The 18,173-nt window shown below is 62.3% G+C and carries 19 protein-coding genes and 1 riboswitch; of the genes, 14 read left to right on the top strand and 5 right to left on the bottom strand.

Annotation, left to right across the window (positions count from 1 at the left end; translation table 11 throughout):
- The first annotated feature begins 31 nt into the window (after window positions 1-31).
- The 12 genes from GEOBRER4_RS10840 to gltX all read left to right on the top strand — a co-directional run bounded on the left by GEOBRER4_RS10840 (window position 32) and on the right by gltX (window position 11,396).
- A complete protein-coding gene (locus GEOBRER4_RS10840) occupies window positions 32-1,354 on the top strand; it encodes a PhoH family protein (RefSeq protein WP_085812604.1) in 1,323 nt (440 codons plus the stop codon).
- A 73-nt stretch (window positions 1,355-1,427) separates the two neighbouring features.
- Window positions 1,428-2,456 (top strand): tRNA (adenosine(37)-N6)-threonylcarbamoyltransferase complex transferase subunit TsaD, encoded by a 1,029-nt coding sequence (gene tsaD / locus GEOBRER4_RS10835; protein ID WP_185242309.1) that lies wholly within the window; start codon window positions 1,428-1,430, stop codon window positions 2,454-2,456.
- Window positions 2,456-3,283, top strand: coding sequence for a 16S rRNA (adenine(1518)-N(6)/adenine(1519)-N(6))-dimethyltransferase RsmA (rsmA, locus tag GEOBRER4_RS10830; protein WP_404813839.1), 828 nt, complete (start codon window positions 2,456-2,458; stop codon window positions 3,281-3,283). The genes tsaD and rsmA overlap by 1 nt, the downstream gene beginning before the upstream one ends.
- Before the next feature lie 63 nt (window positions 3,284-3,346).
- Window positions 3,347-4,699 (top strand): UDP-glucose dehydrogenase family protein, encoded by a 1,353-nt coding sequence (locus GEOBRER4_RS10825; RefSeq protein ID WP_185242307.1) that lies wholly within the window; start codon window positions 3,347-3,349, stop codon window positions 4,697-4,699.
- A gap of 91 nt (window positions 4,700-4,790) precedes the next feature.
- On the top strand, window positions 4,791-5,726 hold the full coding sequence (locus tag GEOBRER4_RS10820; RefSeq protein WP_185242306.1) for a UDP-glucuronic acid decarboxylase family protein: 936 nt from the start codon (window positions 4,791-4,793) through the stop codon (window positions 5,724-5,726).
- A gap of 6 nt (window positions 5,727-5,732) precedes the next feature.
- Complete coding sequence (locus GEOBRER4_RS10815) at window positions 5,733-6,143, top strand: FtsB family cell division protein (RefSeq protein WP_185242305.1); 411 nt, start codon at window positions 5,733-5,735, stop codon at window positions 6,141-6,143.
- Entirely contained in the window at window positions 6,140-6,310 is a 171-nt protein-coding gene (locus GEOBRER4_RS10810; protein WP_185242304.1) for a hypothetical protein, read from the top strand. The genes GEOBRER4_RS10815 and GEOBRER4_RS10810 overlap by 4 nt, the downstream gene beginning before the upstream one ends.
- On the top strand, window positions 6,307-7,971 hold the full coding sequence (gene argS, locus GEOBRER4_RS10805; RefSeq protein ID WP_185242303.1) for an arginine--tRNA ligase: 1,665 nt from the start codon (window positions 6,307-6,309) through the stop codon (window positions 7,969-7,971). The genes GEOBRER4_RS10810 and argS overlap by 4 nt, the downstream gene beginning before the upstream one ends.
- Before the next feature lie 9 nt (window positions 7,972-7,980).
- Window positions 7,981-8,742 carry an SPOR domain-containing protein gene (locus GEOBRER4_RS10800; RefSeq protein ID WP_185242302.1) on the top strand — a complete coding sequence of 254 codons (762 nt, stop codon included), beginning with the start codon at window positions 7,981-7,983 and terminating at the stop codon, window positions 8,740-8,742.
- A gap of 68 nt (window positions 8,743-8,810) precedes the next feature.
- On the top strand, window positions 8,811-9,653 hold the full coding sequence (locus tag GEOBRER4_RS10795) for a response regulator (RefSeq protein WP_185242301.1): 843 nt from the start codon (window positions 8,811-8,813) through the stop codon (window positions 9,651-9,653).
- A gap of 83 nt (window positions 9,654-9,736) precedes the next feature.
- On the top strand, window positions 9,737-9,925 hold the full coding sequence (locus GEOBRER4_RS10790) for a DNA gyrase inhibitor YacG (RefSeq protein ID WP_185242300.1): 189 nt from the start codon (window positions 9,737-9,739) through the stop codon (window positions 9,923-9,925).
- A 67-nt stretch (window positions 9,926-9,992) separates the two neighbouring features.
- Entirely contained in the window at window positions 9,993-11,396 is a 1,404-nt protein-coding gene (gene gltX / locus GEOBRER4_RS10785) for a glutamate--tRNA ligase (RefSeq protein ID WP_185242299.1), read from the top strand.
- Window positions 11,397-11,577: 181 nt separating this feature from the next.
- Here gltX and GEOBRER4_RS10780 read toward each other — a convergent pair whose 3' ends face one another.
- Window positions 11,578-11,745, bottom strand: a complete 168-nt coding sequence (locus tag GEOBRER4_RS10780; protein ID WP_085812615.1) for a DUF362 domain-containing protein — start codon at window positions 11,743-11,745, stop codon at window positions 11,578-11,580.
- 236 nt (window positions 11,746-11,981) lie between these two features.
- Between GEOBRER4_RS10780 and GEOBRER4_RS10775 the strand changes: the two genes are divergently transcribed.
- Window positions 11,982-13,247, top strand: coding sequence for an acetate kinase (locus GEOBRER4_RS10775; protein WP_185242298.1), 1,266 nt, complete (start codon window positions 11,982-11,984; stop codon window positions 13,245-13,247).
- Window positions 13,248-13,351: 104 nt separating this feature from the next.
- Here GEOBRER4_RS10775 and pta read toward each other — a convergent pair whose 3' ends face one another.
- The 4 genes from pta to GEOBRER4_RS10755 form a co-directional block, all read right to left on the bottom strand.
- Window positions 13,352-14,353, bottom strand: coding sequence for a phosphate acetyltransferase (pta, locus tag GEOBRER4_RS10770; protein WP_185242297.1), 1,002 nt, complete (start codon window positions 14,351-14,353; stop codon window positions 13,352-13,354).
- Between the two features lie 90 nt (window positions 14,354-14,443).
- Window positions 14,444-14,941, bottom strand: a complete 498-nt coding sequence (locus GEOBRER4_RS10765; RefSeq protein ID WP_185242296.1) for a MogA/MoaB family molybdenum cofactor biosynthesis protein — start codon at window positions 14,939-14,941, stop codon at window positions 14,444-14,446.
- A gap of 22 nt (window positions 14,942-14,963) precedes the next feature.
- Window positions 14,964-15,440: a cyclic pyranopterin monophosphate synthase MoaC gene (moaC, locus tag GEOBRER4_RS10760; protein ID WP_185242295.1), complete on the bottom strand. Its 477-nt coding sequence runs from the start codon at window positions 15,438-15,440 to the stop codon at window positions 14,964-14,966.
- A gap of 1 nt (window position 15,441) precedes the next feature.
- The gene (locus GEOBRER4_RS10755) at window positions 15,442-16,653 is read right to left on the bottom strand and encodes a molybdopterin molybdotransferase MoeA (protein WP_185242294.1); all 1,212 of its coding nucleotides are present in this window, start codon (window positions 16,651-16,653) and stop codon (window positions 15,442-15,444) included.
- 70 nt (window positions 16,654-16,723) lie between these two features.
- A riboswitch (molybdenum cofactor riboswitch) is annotated at window positions 16,724-16,845 on the bottom strand.
- A gap of 328 nt (window positions 16,846-17,173) precedes the next feature.
- Between GEOBRER4_RS10755 and moaA the strand changes: the two genes are divergently transcribed.
- Window positions 17,174-18,154 (top strand): GTP 3',8-cyclase MoaA, encoded by a 981-nt coding sequence (gene moaA, locus GEOBRER4_RS10750; RefSeq protein WP_185242293.1) that lies wholly within the window; start codon window positions 17,174-17,176, stop codon window positions 18,152-18,154.
- Window positions 18,155-18,173 lie beyond the last annotated feature (19 nt).

Here is an 18,173-nt window from a genome sequence, read left to right as displayed (position 1 = left end):
TGTTCATCATGATGCAGCGCAGGGGGGGGATGTGAAGAAAATCTACGTGCTGGACACCAACGTTCTTCTGTACGACCCGCAGGCTCTCACCAAGTTCGAGGACAACTCCATCGTCGTGCCCATAACGGTGATCGAGGAGATAGACCGGTTCAAGAAGGACATGAACGAGACCGGCCGCAACGCGAGGCAGGTCTCTCGCCTCATGGACGCCTTCCGCAAGGAGGGGTCGCTCTCTCAGGGGCTGGCCCTGGAAAGCGGCGGCACGCTCAAGATCGAGATCTACGAAGAGAAGGTGATGAAGAGGCTCCCGCCGGAGCTGCGCGAGGAGCGCGGTGACAACCGCATCCTGGCCGTCGCCGTGGACCTGATGGAATCCCAAAGCGAGATGCCGGTCATCCTGGTGACCAAGGACACCAACCTCCGCATCAAGGCGGACGCGCTCGGACTTGACGCCCAGGACTACGAGTCGGACAAGGTCGCCATAGACGAACTCTTCGCCGGCTTCGTGAGCCTCGAGGTCGGGGCCGAAGTCGTCGACCGCTTCTACAGCCAGGGATGGCTGGAGACCGATCTCGAGCTCCAGCCCAACGAGTACGTCCTCATGAACCAGGCCGGGAACCCCTCCCACAGCGCCATAGGCCGTTTCGACCGGGTCTCCGGCCGAATCGTGCCGCTCGGGAAACTCGACAAGGAAGGGGTCTGGAGCGTCTTCCCGAGGAACCTTGAGCAGTCCTTCGCGCTCGACGCGCTTTTGGACGACAACATCAAAATCGTCACGCTGGTGGGGAAGGCCGGTACCGGCAAGACGCTCCTCGCCATCGCCGCGGGTCTGCAGAAGACCGCGGAGGAAAACGTCTACAACCGGCTTTTGGTCTCGCGCCCGGTGTTCCCGATGGGGCGCGACTTAGGCTTTCTCCCAGGCGACATCGAGGAGAAGCTCACCCCCTGGATGCAGCCGATCTTCGACAACGTCGAGCTCCTTCTGAGCGGGCACGAGGGGGAGAAGCGCCAGCACAACAAGGGGTACAAGGAACTGATGGCGATGGGGATCCTCGATATCGAGCCGCTCACCTACATCAGGGGGCGCTCCATCCCGAACCAGTACATGATCGTCGACGAGGCGCAGAACCTCACCCCTCACGAGATCAAGACCATCGTGACCCGCGCCGGCGAGGGGACCAAGATCGTCCTCACCGGGGACCCGTACCAGATCGACAACCCGTACGTGGACGCCGAGAGCAACGGCCTCACCTATGTCGTGGAGCGGCTCAAGGAGCAGACTATCTCCGGGCACGTCACCATGACCAAGGGTGAGCGCAGCGAACTCGCCGAACTCGCCGCGAATCTGCTATAACCCTTCCGGGTTAACCGGACAACACCTAACATCAGGAGAACAAAGGGGGCACGTACTGTGCCCTCTATTTTTTATGCTACTTCTTGCCTTGGAATCATCCTGCGACGAGACTGCTGCCGCGGTGGTCAAGGACGGCCGTACCGTCCTCTCCAGCATCGTCGCCTCCCAGATCAGCGTGCACGCCGAATACGGCGGCGTGGTCCCCGAGATCGCCTCCCGAAAGCACCTGGAGTCGGTCTCCTTCGTGGTGGAACAGGCACTGGCCGAGGCCGGTGTCGGGCTGGACCGAATCGAGGGGGTCGCCGTGACCCAGGGGCCGGGGCTCGCCGGTGCGCTCCTTGTCGGTATCTCGGTGGCCAAGGGGCTCGCCTTCGGGCGCTCGCTCCCGTTGGTCGGGGTGAACCACATCGAGGGGCACCTTCTGGCCGTCTTTCTGGAGGCTCCGGTGCAGTTTCCCTTCATCGCACTCGCCGTCTCAGGCGGGCACTCGCACCTGTACCGCGTGGACGGCATCGGGCGCTACCGGACCCTGGGGCAGACGGTGGACGACGCCGCGGGCGAGGCCTTCGACAAGGTGGCGAAGCTGATCGGGCTCCCTTACCCCGGCGGCGTTGCCATCGATCGGTTGGCCGCCTCGGGCGACCCTAAGGCGATCAAGTTCCCGCGCCCGCTTCTCAACGACGGGAGCTTCAACTTCAGCTTCTCCGGGTTGAAGACCGCGGTCCTTACTCACGTCGGCAAGCACCCCGAGGCGAAGGATGCGGGTATCAACGACCTCGCCGCCTCGTTCCAGGCGGCCGTCTGCGAGGTGCTCACCAAGAAGACTGCGGCGGCAATCGCCGCCACCGGGATCAAGAGGCTTGTGGTTGCCGGCGGGGTCGCCTGCAACAGCGCGCTGCGGCGCTCCATGGCCCAGTTTGCCGACGAGAATGGAGTCGAGCTCTCCATCCCTTCGCCGGCCCTTTGCGCCGACAACGCCGCCATGATAGCGGTCCCCGGCGACTACTACTTGACCCACGGGGTGCAGAGCGGCTTCGACCTGGACGCGCTTCCCGTCTGGCCCCTGGACAAGTTGGCCCTCAGGCTGAAGGAGCAATGCTGATGGAGAAGATCCGCGCCAAGAAGGAGTTCGGTCAAAATTTCCTGGTGGACGACAGCGTGCTCACCCGGATCGTCTCCTGCGTGGCCCCTGCGGCCGACGACTGCATACTCGAGGTGGGACCTGGGAGGGGTGCTCTCTCCAGGCTCCTTGCTCAAAGCGGCGCAAAGTTCCTCGCCGTCGAGTGGGACCGCGAGCTGCTCCCACTTTTGAAGGCCGAATTCGCCACCGCTGCCAACGTGGAGATAGGCCACGGCGACATCCTCCGGGTCGACCTGCCGCTTCTGCTCGGCTCGCGCGGCGGTGGCAAGAAATGGAAGGTGGCGGCGAACCTCCCCTATAACATCTCCTCGCAGGTGCTGTTCCGCTTCATGGAGCACAGCGCGCTCTTCGAGAAGCTGGTGCTCATGCTGCAAAAGGAGGTGGGGGATCGGCTCACCGCGCCCCCGGCCTGCAAGGAATACGGTGCTCTCACCGTGCTGCTCAGGCTGCACTTCGACATCCGCCGGGAGTTCATCGTGAAGCCCGGATCCTTCAGGCCGGTCCCCAAGGTGGACTCGGCGGTGCTGAGTTTTCTCCCGCTGCCGGAGCCCAGGGTGGAGGTGGGGGACGAGGAGCTGTTCCGCCGCGTGGTGAAAGGGGCCTTTCTGCAGCGTAGGAAAACCCTCTTGAACTCGCTGCGCTCCTCCGGTTTCGACGACGCCGACGGCACCCTTTCCGCCGCCCTTACAAGGAGCGGGATCGATGGCGGCAGGCGCGGCGAGACCCTCTCTCTTGAGGAGTTTGCCCGCCTCACCCGCGAACTTTTGGCCGGGAAAACTCTGGCGTAACTCCACAGGTGTGTGCTATATAGAAACGCTAATTTTTAAATTCTTCTTGGAGGATGACGCAATATGAAAGTATGTGTGGTCGGATCAGGGTACGTGGGCCTGGTAGCCGGCACCTGTTTTGCCGAAAGCGGTAACGACGTCATCTGCGTCGACGTCGACAAGGACAAGATAGACGGTCTTAAACGCGGCATCATCCCCATCTACGAGCCCGGCCTGAAGGAAATGGTCTTGAGGAACTGTGAGGAGGGGAGGCTCAACTTCACCACCGACCTCGACCTGGCCGTCAAGGAATCTCTCGTCTGCTTCATCGCGGTCGGCACCCCCCCCGGCGCCGACGGCTCCGCCGACCTGCAGTACGTCCTCTCCGTCGCGCGCTCCATCGGCCGCGCCATGGAAAGCTTCAAGATCATCGTAGACAAGTCCACCGTGCCGGTGGGGACAGCCGACAAGGTGCGCGCCGCGGTAAACGAGGAGCTCAATAAGCGTGGGGTCCACATCGAGTTCGACGTGGTGTCGAACCCCGAGTTCCTCAAGGAAGGCGCCGCCATCGACGACTTCATGAAGCCGGACCGCGTCGTCATCGGCACCGACAACGTGAGGACCGCGGAGATCATGAAGGAGCTCTACTCTGCCTTCATGCGCAAGTCGAACCGCCTGCTGGTGATGGACATCAGAAGCGCCGAGATGACCAAGTACGCCGCAAACGCCATGCTCGCCACCCGCATCACTTTCATGAACCAGATCGCGAACCTGTGCGAGAGGATGGGCGCGGACGTAATGGCTGTCCGCGAAGGGATCGGCTCAGACTCCCGCATCGGCTACGATTTCCTCTTCCCCGGGGTGGGCTACGGCGGCTCCTGCTTCCCCAAGGACGTGAAAGCCCTGGTGAAGACGGCGGACGAGTGCAGCTACGACTTCGTCCTCCTGAAGGCGGTGGAGCTTGCCAACGAGCGGCAAAAGGCGGTCCTTTCCGACAAGATACTGCGCAGGCTCGGGACCTCCGGCGAAAAGCCCCTGGCGGGGAAGCGCTTCGCCATCTGGGGGCTCTCCTTCAAGCCCCGCACCGACGACATGAGGGACGCACCTTCGCTCACCATCATCAACAGGCTCCTGGAGATGGGTGCAAGCGTGCACGCCCACGACCCGGAGGCGATGAACGAGGCGAAGAAGCATTTCGGCGACCGCATCAGCTATAGCGTGAACAAGTACGACCTGATGAGAGGGGCCGACGCGCTGGTCATCATCACCGAATGGAACGAGTACAGGAACCCGGATTTCGACCGCATCAAGGAGCTCCTCATCAACCCGATCATCTTCGACGGCCGCAACCTCTACCACCCGGGCCGCATGAAGGACGCCGGGTTCGAGTACCTCCCCATCGGCAGAAACGGCGAGGCCGTCTGCGAGATGGCCTGAGGCGTATTCCGGGACCCACCGGGATCAGCGCCTCGGCGGCTCCTGAACGAGACGCAAACTAGAAGCCACAACGGACAAACGAGAGGTTTTCATGCGCGTGCTAGTAACCGGCGGCGCCGGTTTTATAGGTTCACATCTTTGCGAAAGGCTCTTGAGGGAAGGGCACGACGTCATCTGCCTGGACAACTTCTTCACCGGCAGCAAACGTAACATCTCGCACCTGCTCGACAACAGCAGCTTCGAACTGGTCCGCCACGACGTGACCCAGCCTATCCTTTTGGAAGTGGACCGGATCTACAACCTCGCCTGCCCGGCGTCCCCGATCCACTACCAGTACAACCCGGTGAAGACCACGAAGACCAGCGTGATGGGGGCGATCAACATGCTGGGGATCGCCAAGAGGGTGCGGGCCAGGATCCTGCAGGCCTCGACCTCCGAGGTATACGGCGACCCCCAGGTGCACCCCCAGACCGAGGCCTATTGGGGTAACGTAAACACCCTCGGGATAAGAAGCTGCTACGACGAGGGGAAGAGGGTTGCCGAGACGCTGATGATGGACTACCACCGCCAGAACAATGTGGACGTCCGCATCGTCAGGATCTTCAACACCTACGGCCCGAAGATGGCGGAGAACGACGGCAGGGTGGTCTCCAACTTCATCCTGCAGGCGCTCAAGGGGGAGGACATAACGGTCTATGGGGAAGGGGAACAGACCCGCTCTTTCTGCTTCGTTTCCGACCTGGTCGAGGGGCTGATCCGGATGATGGAGTGCCCCGGGTTCATCGGCCCGGTCAACCTCGGTAACCCTGCCGAGACCACCATACTGGAGTTCGCCAAGAAGATCATCGCGCTGACCGGCTCCAGTTCTCGCATCGTCTACCGGCCGCTTCCCGCCGACGACCCGAGGCAGCGCCAGCCCGACATCTCGCTCGCCAAAAAGATGCTTGGATGGGAGCCCAAGGTGCACGTGGACGAGGGGCTCAAGCAGACCATCGACTACTTCAGCTCGCGGCTCAACACGGCGTAACCGACCATGCAGAAACGGCTATTTTTCGTACCGCTGGCGGTCATAGTTTTCATCCTCTACTTCACGGTGTTCGGGGACCGGGGACTTCTGCGCATCAACCACCTGCACCGGGACCTGGACGAGACGCAAAAGCGCCTGTCCCAGCTCAAGGAAGAAAACGACCAGTTGAAGAGGGAGATAGCCGCCCTGCAGTCAGACCGGCGCTACCTGGAGAGCATCGCCAGGCGCGACTTCGGCCTGGTGCGCAGCAACGAGGTGGTCTACCAGTTCACGCCGCAGGCGCTTACTGCGGCGCCCCAGGCGGAAGCGCCGGCCCCCGCCGCCGTGCAACCGGCGCCCCCCGCGGCCGCCGTAAAACAACCGCCAGCGGCCGCCTCAAAGCAACCGCCCGCGGGCGGAGCGAGGAAAAGCCCATGAGTGAGACATCCAGTAGACAGTGTTGCGTGGTATGCGCCTGGCGCGAGCACTGCAACAAGAAATTCTGCGTCGCCGACGGGGGAGCACGCTGCCCCGACTTCACGCGCGACGTCACCATAAAGTCCGTGCCCGCCACGGAAGATGAGAAAAGGGAGGAGAAGATATGAAGGAGCAGCTGCGCGCCTGCATCCTGAAGGGAATCGAGGGGTGTTTCGCCGACGGCACGCTCACCTCTGGTGAAGTTCCTGCCATCAACGTGGAGAAGCCGGCGCATGCCGAGCATGGCGATTTCGCCACCAACGTCGCCATGCAGATGGCCAAGCAGCAGAAAAAGGCGCCGCGCGCCGTGGCCGAGATCCTGGTCGCGAAGCTTGCCGGCGCCTCGGACCTCATCGAGAGCCTGGAGATCGCGGGTCCCGGCTTCATCAACTTCTTCATAAAGGAGAGCGCCTGGAGAAGGACCCTCACCGAGATCGACCGCGCCGGCGACGCCTGGGGCAAAAGCGGCATCGGCCGCGGCAAGAAGGTACAGGTCGAGTTCGTCAGCGCCAACCCGACCGGGCCTTTGCACATAGGGCACGGCCGCGGCGCCGCGACCGGCGACGCCGTTGCCTCCCTTTTATCCGCCGCGGGCTTCGACGTGCAGCGCGAGTACTACATCAACGATGCCGGGAACCAGATGAACACCCTGGGGCTCTCCGGGCTTTTGCGCTACAAGGAGCTTTTGGGCGAGAAGGTCGATTTCCCCGAGACCTGCTACCAGGGCGACTACATGAAGGACATCGCCCGCGACGCGGTCACGAAGTACGGGGACCGGTTCCTCAAGGTGCCCCAGGAGGAAGGGGTCGCCTTCTTCTCCAAGATGGGGGGTGACCTGATCCTCGCCGGGATCGACCAGGACCTGCAGGACTTCGGCATCCGTTTCGACAACTGGTTCTCCGAGCAGTCGCTCTTCGATGAGGGGAAGGTGAAGTCCGCCATCGAGGAGATGCAGACCAAGGGGCACATCTACGAGCAGGACGGCGCGCTCTGGTTCAATACCACCGCCTTCGGCGACGACAAGGACCGCGTCGTGGTCAGGAGCAACGGGGTGACCACCTATTTCGCCTCCGACATCGCCTACCACAGGGACAAGTTCGCCCGCGGCTTCGACTGGGTCATCGACGTCTGGGGCGCCGACCATCACGGGTACGTCCCGAGGCTCAAGAGCGTGGTGCAGGGGCTTGGGCGCGACGCCGCCGACCTCGGCATCATCCTGGTGCAGCTCGTCTCGCTTCTGCGCGATGGCGTTCCGGTCGCCATGTCCACCAGAAGCGGCGAGTTCGTCACCCTGAAGGAAGTGGTCGACGAGGTCGGGCGCGATGCGGCACGCTTCTTCTTCCTGATGCGCCGCTCCGACAGCCAGCTCGATTTCGACCTGGAGCTCGCCAAGCGGCAGAGTAACGACAACCCCGTCTACTACGTGCAGTATGCCCACGCGAGGATCAAGAGCATCTTCGACACGGCGCGCGAGCGGGGCGTCGCTCCCAAGTTCGACGGCGTCAAGCTGGAACTCCTGCAGACCTCGGAAGACCTGAGCCTGATCAAGAAGCTCTCAGTCTACCCGGAGATCCTGGAAGGGGCCGCGGTCAACTTCGAGCCGCACCGAATCACCTACTACCTGCAGGAGCTGGCCGGCGAATTCCACAGCTTCTACAACAAAAGCCGCGTGATCACCCCCGAGGAGCCGGAACTTACCCAGGCGAGGCTCTTCCTGCTGCACTGCGTAGCCATCACCCTCAAGAACGCGCTCACAGTACTCGGCATCTCGGCGCCGGAAAGGATGTAGGGGAGTCTCATGCGGCTCGATTACAGCGATAAGGTCGCAGCCCTGAGGGAGAGCCCGGAGCGAAAGCCCTTGCAGAAGCCGGCGCCCAAGAACCGGCCGAGAAAGGCTCCGCTCGGGCTTTTCGCCTTCCTGTCGGCACTGCTTCTCCTGGGAGCCACCTTCGGCGCCGGCGTTTTCACCGGTTGGCTCCTCTTCAGGGGGAGCGGCAAGCCCGCGGCTGCCGGGAGCCCCACCGCTACAGTCCAGGCGAAGCAGGCACAGGTTCCGCCGCCGGCCGCTCCCGGTGCCCCTGTTCCCGAGACACCGCTCACCTTTTACAAGACCCTCCCCTCTGGCGGGCACGGCGCGATGGGAAGCGGGGTGAACCTGAAGCTCTCCGATCCCCCCCCTCAGTCCAAGGCTGTGCCGGCTGCTCCCGCCGCGAAGGCTGCGGAAGGGACCCCGTCCGAGACCAAGTCCGCGCCTGAGAAGGGGGCTCCAGAGAAGGGTACGGCCGAAAAACAGGAACCCCAGAAGCAGGAACCGGCCAAGGCTCCTGCCGCGGCAGAGACACGGTACCTGGTGCAGATCGCCTCTTACCGGGACAAGAAGGAGGCAGAGACGGCCCAGTCGAAGCTTTCGGCCAAGGGGGTCGCTGCCTATCTCGCGGAGTCCAGGGTGCAAGGCAAGGGGGTCTGGTACCGGTTGCGGGTAGGGCGGCACCTTTCCAAAGCCGAGGCGGAGCAACTTGCGGCGAAGTTGGGAAGCGGAGCCACCGCTCTTTCCGAGTAGGTTTTTTCCAGGCGCGCATGGTTTTTCGCCTTCCCGATGCTACAGTTATCCCTTGTGGGGACTCTGCCATGGAAAAGAGAAAGAAACTAGGCGAAATATTTGTGGAAAACGGCGTGATCACCGAGAAAACGGTGGAGCGGATGCTTGCCGTTTCCAAGCGCCTCAACAAGCGCTTCGGCACCGTGCTGGAGGACCTGGAGCTTGTAACCGGGGAGGAGCTTGCTGCGGCTCTGGCGATCCAGTATGGCTGCCGGGTGGCGAGCAACTTCTCGGGCTACTCCTTTGCGCCGGAGCTGCTGGCGACCATACCCGTCGACGTCGCCATGCAGAACAACATCTTCCCGCTCAAGCTCGACAACAACAGGCTGGCGCTGGCCATGGCCGACCCCACCGAAACGCGGGTGGTGAGAAACATATCGGCCAACCACGGCTTGAGCATCACCCCCTTCATCGCGACCCGCAAGGAGATCTACTCCGCCATCTGCAGGAACTACCTGCAGAAGGAGGTCTGCTCATCCGCGGTGCAGACGGTGCTCGTGGTCGAGGACGACAAGCTGATCGGCACCATGTTCGGCGACTTCCTGAGCCGCCAGGGGTACCGGGTCGTCTTCGCCTCGGACGGGCTGGAGGCGTACAAGGCGGTTTTGACAGAAAAGCCGCAGGTAGTGCTGACGGACCTGATGATGCCCAAGCTGGACGGTTTCGGCCTCTTCGACGCGCTGCACACCATCCCGGAGTTCTCCTCCATCCCGGTGATACTGATCACGGGGTCGATGCGTCCAGAGGACGAGGTGAAGGCCTTCGATAGGGGGTTCTTCGATTTCATCGAAAAGCCGGTCAAGGAAGGTACCTTGATCACCCGGGTGAAAAGAGCGCTTCAGTTCCACCAGCGGAAGTACCAGATCCCCTGAAGAAGAGCGTTAACAAAGGATTCGAATCAACCACCGACCCTCCAGGGCGCAGGCTTTGGAGGGATTTGTTTGCAGGTAACGCCATGAACGCCATCACGACCATAAAATGCCCGCAGTGCCGCAAGGAAACCACCCTCACCGGCAACCCTTACCGACCCTTCTGCTCGCAGAGGTGCAAGATGATCGATCTCGGCACCTGGGCGGACGAAGGTTACCGCATCCCCGGCGAAAAGGCCCCCGAGAGTGGGGACGACGAGTCCGGGGAGCAGTAGCCGGGGCATTCCCGGCAAAACATTTATTGCAGTCATGCAATGATCACAGCAAAGGAAGGAGCTTTTCATGTCACAAGTACGCCTCCGTTTCGCACCCAGCCCGACCGGGTACCTCCACGTAGGGGGAGCGCGCACCGCGCTTTTCAACTGGCTTTTGGCGAGAAAGCAGCAGGGGAAGTTCATCTTGAGGATCGAGGACACCGACGTCGCCCGTTCCACCCAGGAGTCGGTTGACGCCATCCTGGAGGGTATGACCTGGCTGGGGCTCGACTGGGACGAGGGGCCCTTCTACCAGTCGGACAACTTCCCGCTCTACAAGGAGTACGTAGAGAAGCTGATCGCCGCCGGGAAAGCGTACAAGTGCTATTGCAGCGCCGAGGAGCTTGAGGCCAAGCGCGAGAAGGCGCTAAAGGAAGGGGGAAAGCCCAAGTACGACGGGACCTGCCGCAACCTCCCGCAAGGCCCTGACGACGGGCGCCCCTACGTGGTCCGCTTCAAGGCGCCCCAGGAGGGGACCACCTTCTGGAACGATCTGATCAAGGGGAAGATCTCTTTCGAGAACGCCGAACTGGACGACCTGATCATCCAGCGCACCGACGGGACCCCCACCTACAACTTCGTGGTGGTGATCGACGACGCCACCATGGGGATCACCACGGTCATCCGCGGTGACGACCACGTCAACAACACTCCGCGTCAGATCCTCCTGTACGAGGCGCTGGAGGTGCCGGTGCCCCAGTTCGCCCACGTCCCCATGATCCTCGGCGCCGACAAGGCGAGACTTTCGAAACGGCACGGGGCGACCTCGGTCATGGCCTACCGCGACATGGGCTTTCTTCCCGAGGCGATGGTCAACTACCTGGTCCGCCTGGGCTGGAGCTACGGCGACGAGGAGATCTTCTCGCTCGAGGACCTGATCCAGAAGTTCTCCATCGAGAACGTGGGACGCTCCGCCGGGGTCTTCAACCCCGACAAGCTTTTGTGGCTCAACGCCCACTACATCAAGAACGGCGACCCGGTGCGCCTGGCCGGGCTCCTGGTCCCCTTCCTGAAGGAGCGTGGCGTAGCCGATACCGCGGGCGGACCGGAGCTTTCGGCCGTGGTCAAGACGCTGCAGGAGAGGGCCAAGACCATGCTGGAGTTGGCCGACGGCGCCCTGTTCTACTACCAGCAGGAACTCACCTACGACGAGAAGGGGGTCGCCAAGTTCTTCAACGCGGAGACGCCGGCGCTGCTCAGGGCGCTGCTGGAGAAATTGCGCGGAGCGGGGGAACTCACCACCGCCGGCATCGAGGGGGCGTTCAAGGAGCTTTGCGAGGAGAAGGGGATCAAGCTCGGGCAGATAGGCCCCGCCGTGAGGCTCGCGCTGTCGGGTTCGACCGCTTCGCCCGGTATCTACGAGATGATCGAGGTGCTGGGGCTGGAAGAGACCGGCAGGCGCCTGGAGCGGGCCATAGCCAAACTCTGCTAGGAGTTAGGCAACGAAGGTCAAAACAAAGAGGGGAAGCTTACGTGGCTTCCCCTTTTTTCGTCGGTGCAAAGAGAGGTGGTTCCGGTAGTAACGCTTTTTGACTTCGGCGGCGGGGCAAAAAAATAGGCCTGCAAGCGGACGAGCCGCTGCAGGCCATGGCATTTCATGAATCTGGTGTTGGTTAGGCCGAGATTGCGCTCACCGGGCAGGTGTCTACGCAAGCGCCGCAGTCGATGCAGGTATCTGCAGCGATGGTCCTTTTGTTGCCAGCCTCGCTGATTGCGTTGACCGGGCAGGAATCGTCACAGGCGCCGCAGTTGATGCATTCGTCGCTGATGGTATGTGCCAAAGTTTTCACCTCCTTCACGTTTACTGGAAAATTCCGGACGAAAACTAACATATGACCGGGAAAAAGTCCACCATAAAGCTGTATGACATTTCCGGCGCGGCAGGAAGGGAGAAAATCCTTGAACTGTAGACCAGTCTACGGTATATATAAAAAACAGTTTTATTTGTAAACTTTTTTGGCCGGGCTACAGTGCCCATCGTACCGGGTTAAACTACAATGACGGGGGATGCAGATCGATGGATATACTCGCACTTAACTGCGGAAGTTCTTCTGTAAAATACCAGTTGTTTGACTGGGACAAAAAAGTGGTGGTCGCCAAGGGTATGGTCGAGCGCGTCGTAATCGGCGACTCCTTCATCCTGCACGAAGTCCCGGGGCGCGAGACCTACCGCGAGAACTCTGACTGTCCCGATCACAAGACCGCCGTCGACCTTATCCTGCGCACCCTGACCTCTCCGGGACATGGCGTACTCACCGATATCAAGCAGATAGCCGCCGTCGGGCACCGCGTGGTGCACGGCGGGGAGCGCTTCACCAAGTCGGTGCTGATCGACGACGATGTGCTCGCCGCGGTCACCGAGGTGCAGCATCTGGCGCCTTTGCACAACCCCCCCAACATCGCCGGCATCGAGGGGGCCATGGCCGTGCTTCCGGGCGTCCCCCAGATCGCCATTTTCGATACCGCGTTTCACCAGACCATGCCGGAACACGCATACCTATACCCGCTTCCTTACGAGTGGTACGAGAAGTACGGGGTGAGGCGCTACGGCTTCCACGGCACCTCGCATCTCTACGTCTCCAAGCGCATCGCCGCCATCCTCGGCAAGCCCGCCAGCCAGTGCAACGTCATCACCATGCACATCGGCAACGGGGTCTCGCACTGCGCCATCAAGAACGGGGTGTCGGTCGACACCAGCATGGGGCTCACCCCGCTCGAAGGGGCCATGATGGGTACACGCTGCGGCGACATTGACCCGGCCATCCCCGCGTTCATGATGCAGAAGGAAAACCTCTCCGCCAAGGAGATCGACAGCATTCTGAACAAGAAGAGCGGCGTCATCGGGATCACCGGCCGCTTCACGGACCGCCGCGACGTGATCGAGAACGCCAACGGCGGCGACAACCTCTGCAAGCTGGCGCTCGACATCGAGGCGTACCGCCTCAAGAAGTACATCGGTACCTACATGGCCGTGGTGGGCAAGCTTGACGCCGTGGTCTTCACCGCCGGGGTAGGGGAGATGGGGGCGCCGATCAGGGAGCGTGCCATCGAGGGGCTGGAACACCTGGGCATCATCCTGGACCGCGAGCGCAACGCCTCCGCCATGACCAGGAAGCGCGAGACGCTGATCACCACCGACGACTCCCCGGTGAAGGTGTACGTGATTCCGACCGACGAGGAGCTGGTCTTCACCGAAGACGTGGCGGCCATCCTGGAAGGGACCTACACGGACCACATGCACTTCGAGTACAGCTTCTCCAAGCCCGACTTTGTCAGGAAGTAAGGGCTGAGAAAACGACGCAAGAAAGGCCGGCGGGGTTCCCCGCCGGCCTTTCTTTTTTACAGGTTTCGTCGGACCAGTCGGACCAGTCGGACCAGTCGGCTTGGCTACCCCTGTGCCTGCACCGCGGTGATGGCGGTCACGTCCACGATGTCCTGGACCGAGCAGCCGCGGGAGAGGTCGTTCACCGGCTTCGCCAGCCCCTGGATCACCGGGCCGATCGCCTTGGCGCCGGCGATGCGCTCAACGAGCTTATAGGCGATGTTGCCGGCGTCGAGGTCGGGGAAGACGAGGACGTTGGCCTTGCCGGCCACATTGCTGCCGGGCGCCTTCTTGCCCCCTACGGCAGGGATGAGAGCGGCGTCCGCCTGGAGTTCGCCGTCGATGCTGAGGTTCGGGTCCATCCCTTTCGCCAGCTCCAGCGCCTTCAGTACCTTGTCCGCATCAGGGTGACTAGCGCTCCCCTTGGTGGAGAAGGAGAGCATGGCGACACGTGCAGGCACGTCCAGAAAGGACTTGCAGTTTCCCGCGGTGGCGATGGCGATCTCCGCCAGGGCCTGCGCGTCGGGGTTGGGGTTTACGGCGCAGTCGGCAAAGAGGATGACCCCGTTCTCGCCGAACTCGGGGCTCTTGGTCGCCATCAGGAAGAAGGAGGATACGGTCTTGATGCCGGGGGCGGGGCCCACGGTCTGGAAGGCGGCACGCAAAACGTCGCCGGTGGTGCCGGTGGCGCCTGCCACCTCGCCGTCGGCATCCCCCTCGCGCACCATCATCCCGGCAAAATAGAGGTTGTCTGCGCCGCAGAGAAGCTCGCGCGCCTGCTCGGCGGTGAGCCCCTTCGATTTTCTCAGCTCCACCAGTTTCGCCACGTATCCCGCGAGCTTGTCGGAGGCTGCGGGTTCGATGATCTCGACACCGGCGAGGTTGATCCCTTTCTCAGAGGCGGCCGCTTTGATCGCCTCAGGCTTCCCCAGAAGTACAATGTGCGCCAAACCCTGTTCCACGATGTTCTGGGCGGCGTACAGCATCCTCTCGTCGTAGCTTTCCGGCAAGACGACGGTCTTCTTGTTGGCCCTTGCCTTGTCGTGAATCTGCTTAACCAACGGCATGATGATCCCTCCGTATTAAATTTTCAAACCGTGTTAGGATATATAACCCAGCCGGGGGGATCGGTCAACAGAAAAGGGTACGGATATGCGTCACTTGGGAAGCGGCGTCCCGCATTCCTCAGGGTCTCCCTGGAGCTTGGCAACGGCGTGGGGGACGGCGGCCCAGACGAAACCGATGTTTTCCGTGGCCCCCCTGGGGCTGCCGGGGAGGTTGATTATCAGGGTGTTCTTCCTGATCCCGGCGATGGCGCGGGAGATGATGGCATGCGGGGTCTTTTTGAGGCTCTCCGCGCGCATCACCTCGCCGAAGCCCGGGAGCACCCGGTCGACCACGCGTTCGGTCGCCTCCGGGGTAACGTCGCGCGGCGAGACCCCGGTACCCCCGGTGGTGAGGATGAGGTCGAAGCTGCCGCTGTCGGACCAGGTAGCCAGCTTCTCCGAGATGAGGTAGGCGTCGTCCGGGATCACCTCGGTGCAGGCGACGGTCACACCGCGCTCCTCCAGGAAGCTTTTCAGGGCGGGGCCGCTGCCGTCGGCCCGCTCGCCGGTGGAACAACGGTCGCTCAAGGTCAGTATCGCTGCTCGCATGGAAAAATCTCCTTTGGCGTTGTTACGCTTCTCTCTTGAAGACGCCGCTCTTGCCGCCTTCCTTGTAGTGGAGCTTGACCTCCGAGATCACGATCCCCTTGTCGCTCCCCTTGCACATGTCGTAGACGGTGAGGGCGGCCACCGTCGCCGCGGCCATCGCCTCCATCTCCACCCCGGTCCGCTCGAAGGCGCGTACAGTCGCCAGGACGGCGATGGTACCCTTCTGCTCGTCCACCTCGAACTCGATCGAGACGTGGTGCAGCGCCAGCGGGTGGGAGAGGGGGATCAGCTCCGGGGTCTTCTTCGCCCCGGCTATCCCCGCTATGCGTGCCACACCCAGGACGTCACCCTTGGCTACCCGCCCGGAGACGATCGCCTGCACGGTCTCCGGCTTGAGCGAAAGTACCGCTCCGGCTATTGCGGTCCTAAGCGTCGGGACCTTCTCGCTTACGTCGACCATGATGGCGTTGCCGCTTGCGTCGAAATGATTGAAAGACATCTCAGGCCTCCATTTCCAGGGTGGGATCCAAAAGGTGCAGCTCGACCTCTTCGCCGGCGGCAAATTCGGTGCGGTCTGCCGGGAGCAGCGCCAGCGCGTTGCAGCGGAGCATGGTCTTCAATATCCCCGTGTTCTGGTCGCCGGCGGTGCTGGCCAGGTAGCGGCCCTCCTCGATGCTGACCTGCACCCGCAGGAAGTTCAGTTTCCCCGCTTTCTTGCGCGTCCCCTCCTTCAAATAGCCGCGCACGGTCCGCCTCAGCGCCTTCTCGTGCCCCATCATCCTCAAAAGCGCGGGGCGGACGAATTCGTCGAAGGTGATCATGGTGGAAACGGGGTTACCTGGGAGGGAGAAGACCGGCTTACTCCCCATGAGGGCGAATGCGGTGGGGCCGCCGGGCTTCACTCCCGGTTTCCAGAACTCTTCGACTACCCCTAACTCCGCCAGGATCTCGCGCACCAGGTCGCGGTCCCCGGCGGAAACGCCCGCGGAGGTGATCAGCACGTCCGCTTTCAGTCCTTCGCCGATATAGGCCAGGTGGCTTTCCCTGTTGTCCCTGGCGATGCCGAGGATCACCGGCTCCGCGCCGCAGAGCTTGACGGCGCAGGCAAGGGCCAGGGCGTTGCTGTTGACGATCTGGCTCTCCTTGGGTTCCGTGCCGATCTCCACCAGTTCGTCCCCGGTGGAGAGGATCGCCACCCGCACGCGCCGGTACACCGGAACCATGGCGGCGGAAAAGGAAGCGAGGAGGCTCACCTGCGGCGGGCCGATCAGGGTCCCCTTTGGCATGATCAGGTCGCCTCGGCCGACGTCCTCCCCCTGAAAGCGGATGTGGTCTCCCTTTTTCACCTGCTGCAGCAGCTTCACGCTTTGATCCGTTGCTTCTGTCTCCTCGATGGGGACTACGGCGTCCGCCCCGGGGGGGATGGGGGCGCCGGTCATGATTCTCGCGGCGCACCCTTCCGCGACCGCGTCGCCGGAGCTTACACCTGCCGGGATGTAGTCGGTCACCTTGAGCACGGTCCCGGGCGCGCAGCCTGCGCTTTTCACGGCGAAGCCGTCCATGGCGGAGTTGTCCCAGCGGGGCATGTCGCTGGGAGCGGCGTAGTCCTCGGCCAGTATCCTTCCTGCCGCTTCGAGCAGCATGACCCGCTCGACCCCGGCGGGTGCGACTTTTTCGAGAATGGTGCGCCGGGCAAGTTCGTAATTCATCATCGTTACCTCTTCGCAGTGGAATGGGAAAAGAAAAGGGCCCACATCCCAAAAGGAGAGGACCCCGTGCGCGGACAGCGGCGGCGGTTCTCCTTTCCAAAAGGGAGGCGGCGCCGTTTCCGGCAGCACCCAACGGCCCCGGCTTCGTGGGGGTACACCCCTTTAGAAAGCTGCGGCTCGGAGACTAGCTACTGATTTTGCTTAAGCCATAACACATTTGTCGAAAAATAAAAAATTATATTATTCCCAGAATTTCCACTGCGGCTTTCTTCTCGCTGCGCCTGCCAAAATAACTCCCCGTAAAATCGCATTCTTATACCATTATAGCCTTCTTCCTACAGCTGCGTATACGTTTTCTCACCCGTCATCTGCCGGTTGTCCACCGATTTTTAAGGGATTGCATTCCCCCCATCAAACAGGGTATGGTTTTTGGCATGCCGCCGGAACTCACTGGGGGAGGGCGGTCACTTTCGCATTCCAGCCGTCGGCGGCAGCCGACGGTTTCTGGGGAAGAAGCTTAGCTATGGCACTGATAGACACTTACGGCAGGCGCATCAACTACCTCCGGCTCTCCGTCACTGACCGCTGCAACCTCCGCTGCCGCTACTGCATGCCGGAAGAGGGGGTGGAGAAGCTGGACCATTCGGAGGTCCTCTCCTACGCCGACCTCTTGCGCATCTCGACCGAAGCGGTGGCTGCGGGGATCGAGAAGATCCGCGTCACCGGCGGCGAGCCCCTGGTCCGCAAAGGGATCCTGTCCTTCCTGGAGCGGCTGGGTGCGCTTCCCGGGCTCAAGGAACTGGTACTGACCACCAACGGCCTGCTCTTGAAGGAGATGGCTCAGGGGTTGCGGGAAGCGGGGGTGCAGCGCCTCAACATCAGCCTCGACTCCCTCAAGCCCGAGACCTTCGCGAAAATCACCCGCGGCGGCGAACTCCAGCGCGTCCTGGACGGGCTGGAGGCCGCTGAAAAGGCCGGTTTTTCCCCACACAAGATCAACGTGGTGGTGATGCGCGGCATAAACGACGACGAGATCCTCGACTTCGTGGAACTGACCATGAAGCGTCCCTACGTGGTCAGGTTCATCGAGTACATGCCGACCTGCGGTGACGCCGACTGGCGCGAACTCTGCGTCCCGGGTGCTGAGATCAGGGAGCGCATCGGCGCGCGTTATCTCATCGAAGAGGTGAGCCACAGCGAGCGCTCCGGCCCCTCGAAGAACTTCAAGGTGCAGGGGTCGCAGGGGTCGCTTGGGATCATCACCGCCATGACCGGGCATTTTTGCAACGGCTGCAACCGCTTGCGGGTGACCGCCTCGGGAATCGCCAAGGGGTGCCTCTTCTCGGGGGAAGGCGTGGACCTGCGGCCGGTATTGGCCACAGGCGACGACGCGCTCTTGCGCCGGGAGGTTCAGCGCATCGTCGCGGCGAAGCCCGGGCGCCACGAGGTGACGGACGAGGGAGCGGAAACGGTCCCGTTCGCCATGTCCAGGGTCGGCGGGTGATCAAGGGGTAGGTTGGTCC

The sequence above is a fragment of the Citrifermentans bremense genome, assembly GCF_014218275.1.
GTDB classification, from domain to species: Bacteria; Desulfobacterota; Desulfuromonadia; order Geobacterales; family Geobacteraceae; genus Geomonas; species Geomonas pelophila.
Note: the sequence above shows the minus strand (reverse complement) of the source record. Positions and strands in the feature narration are given on the sequence as shown.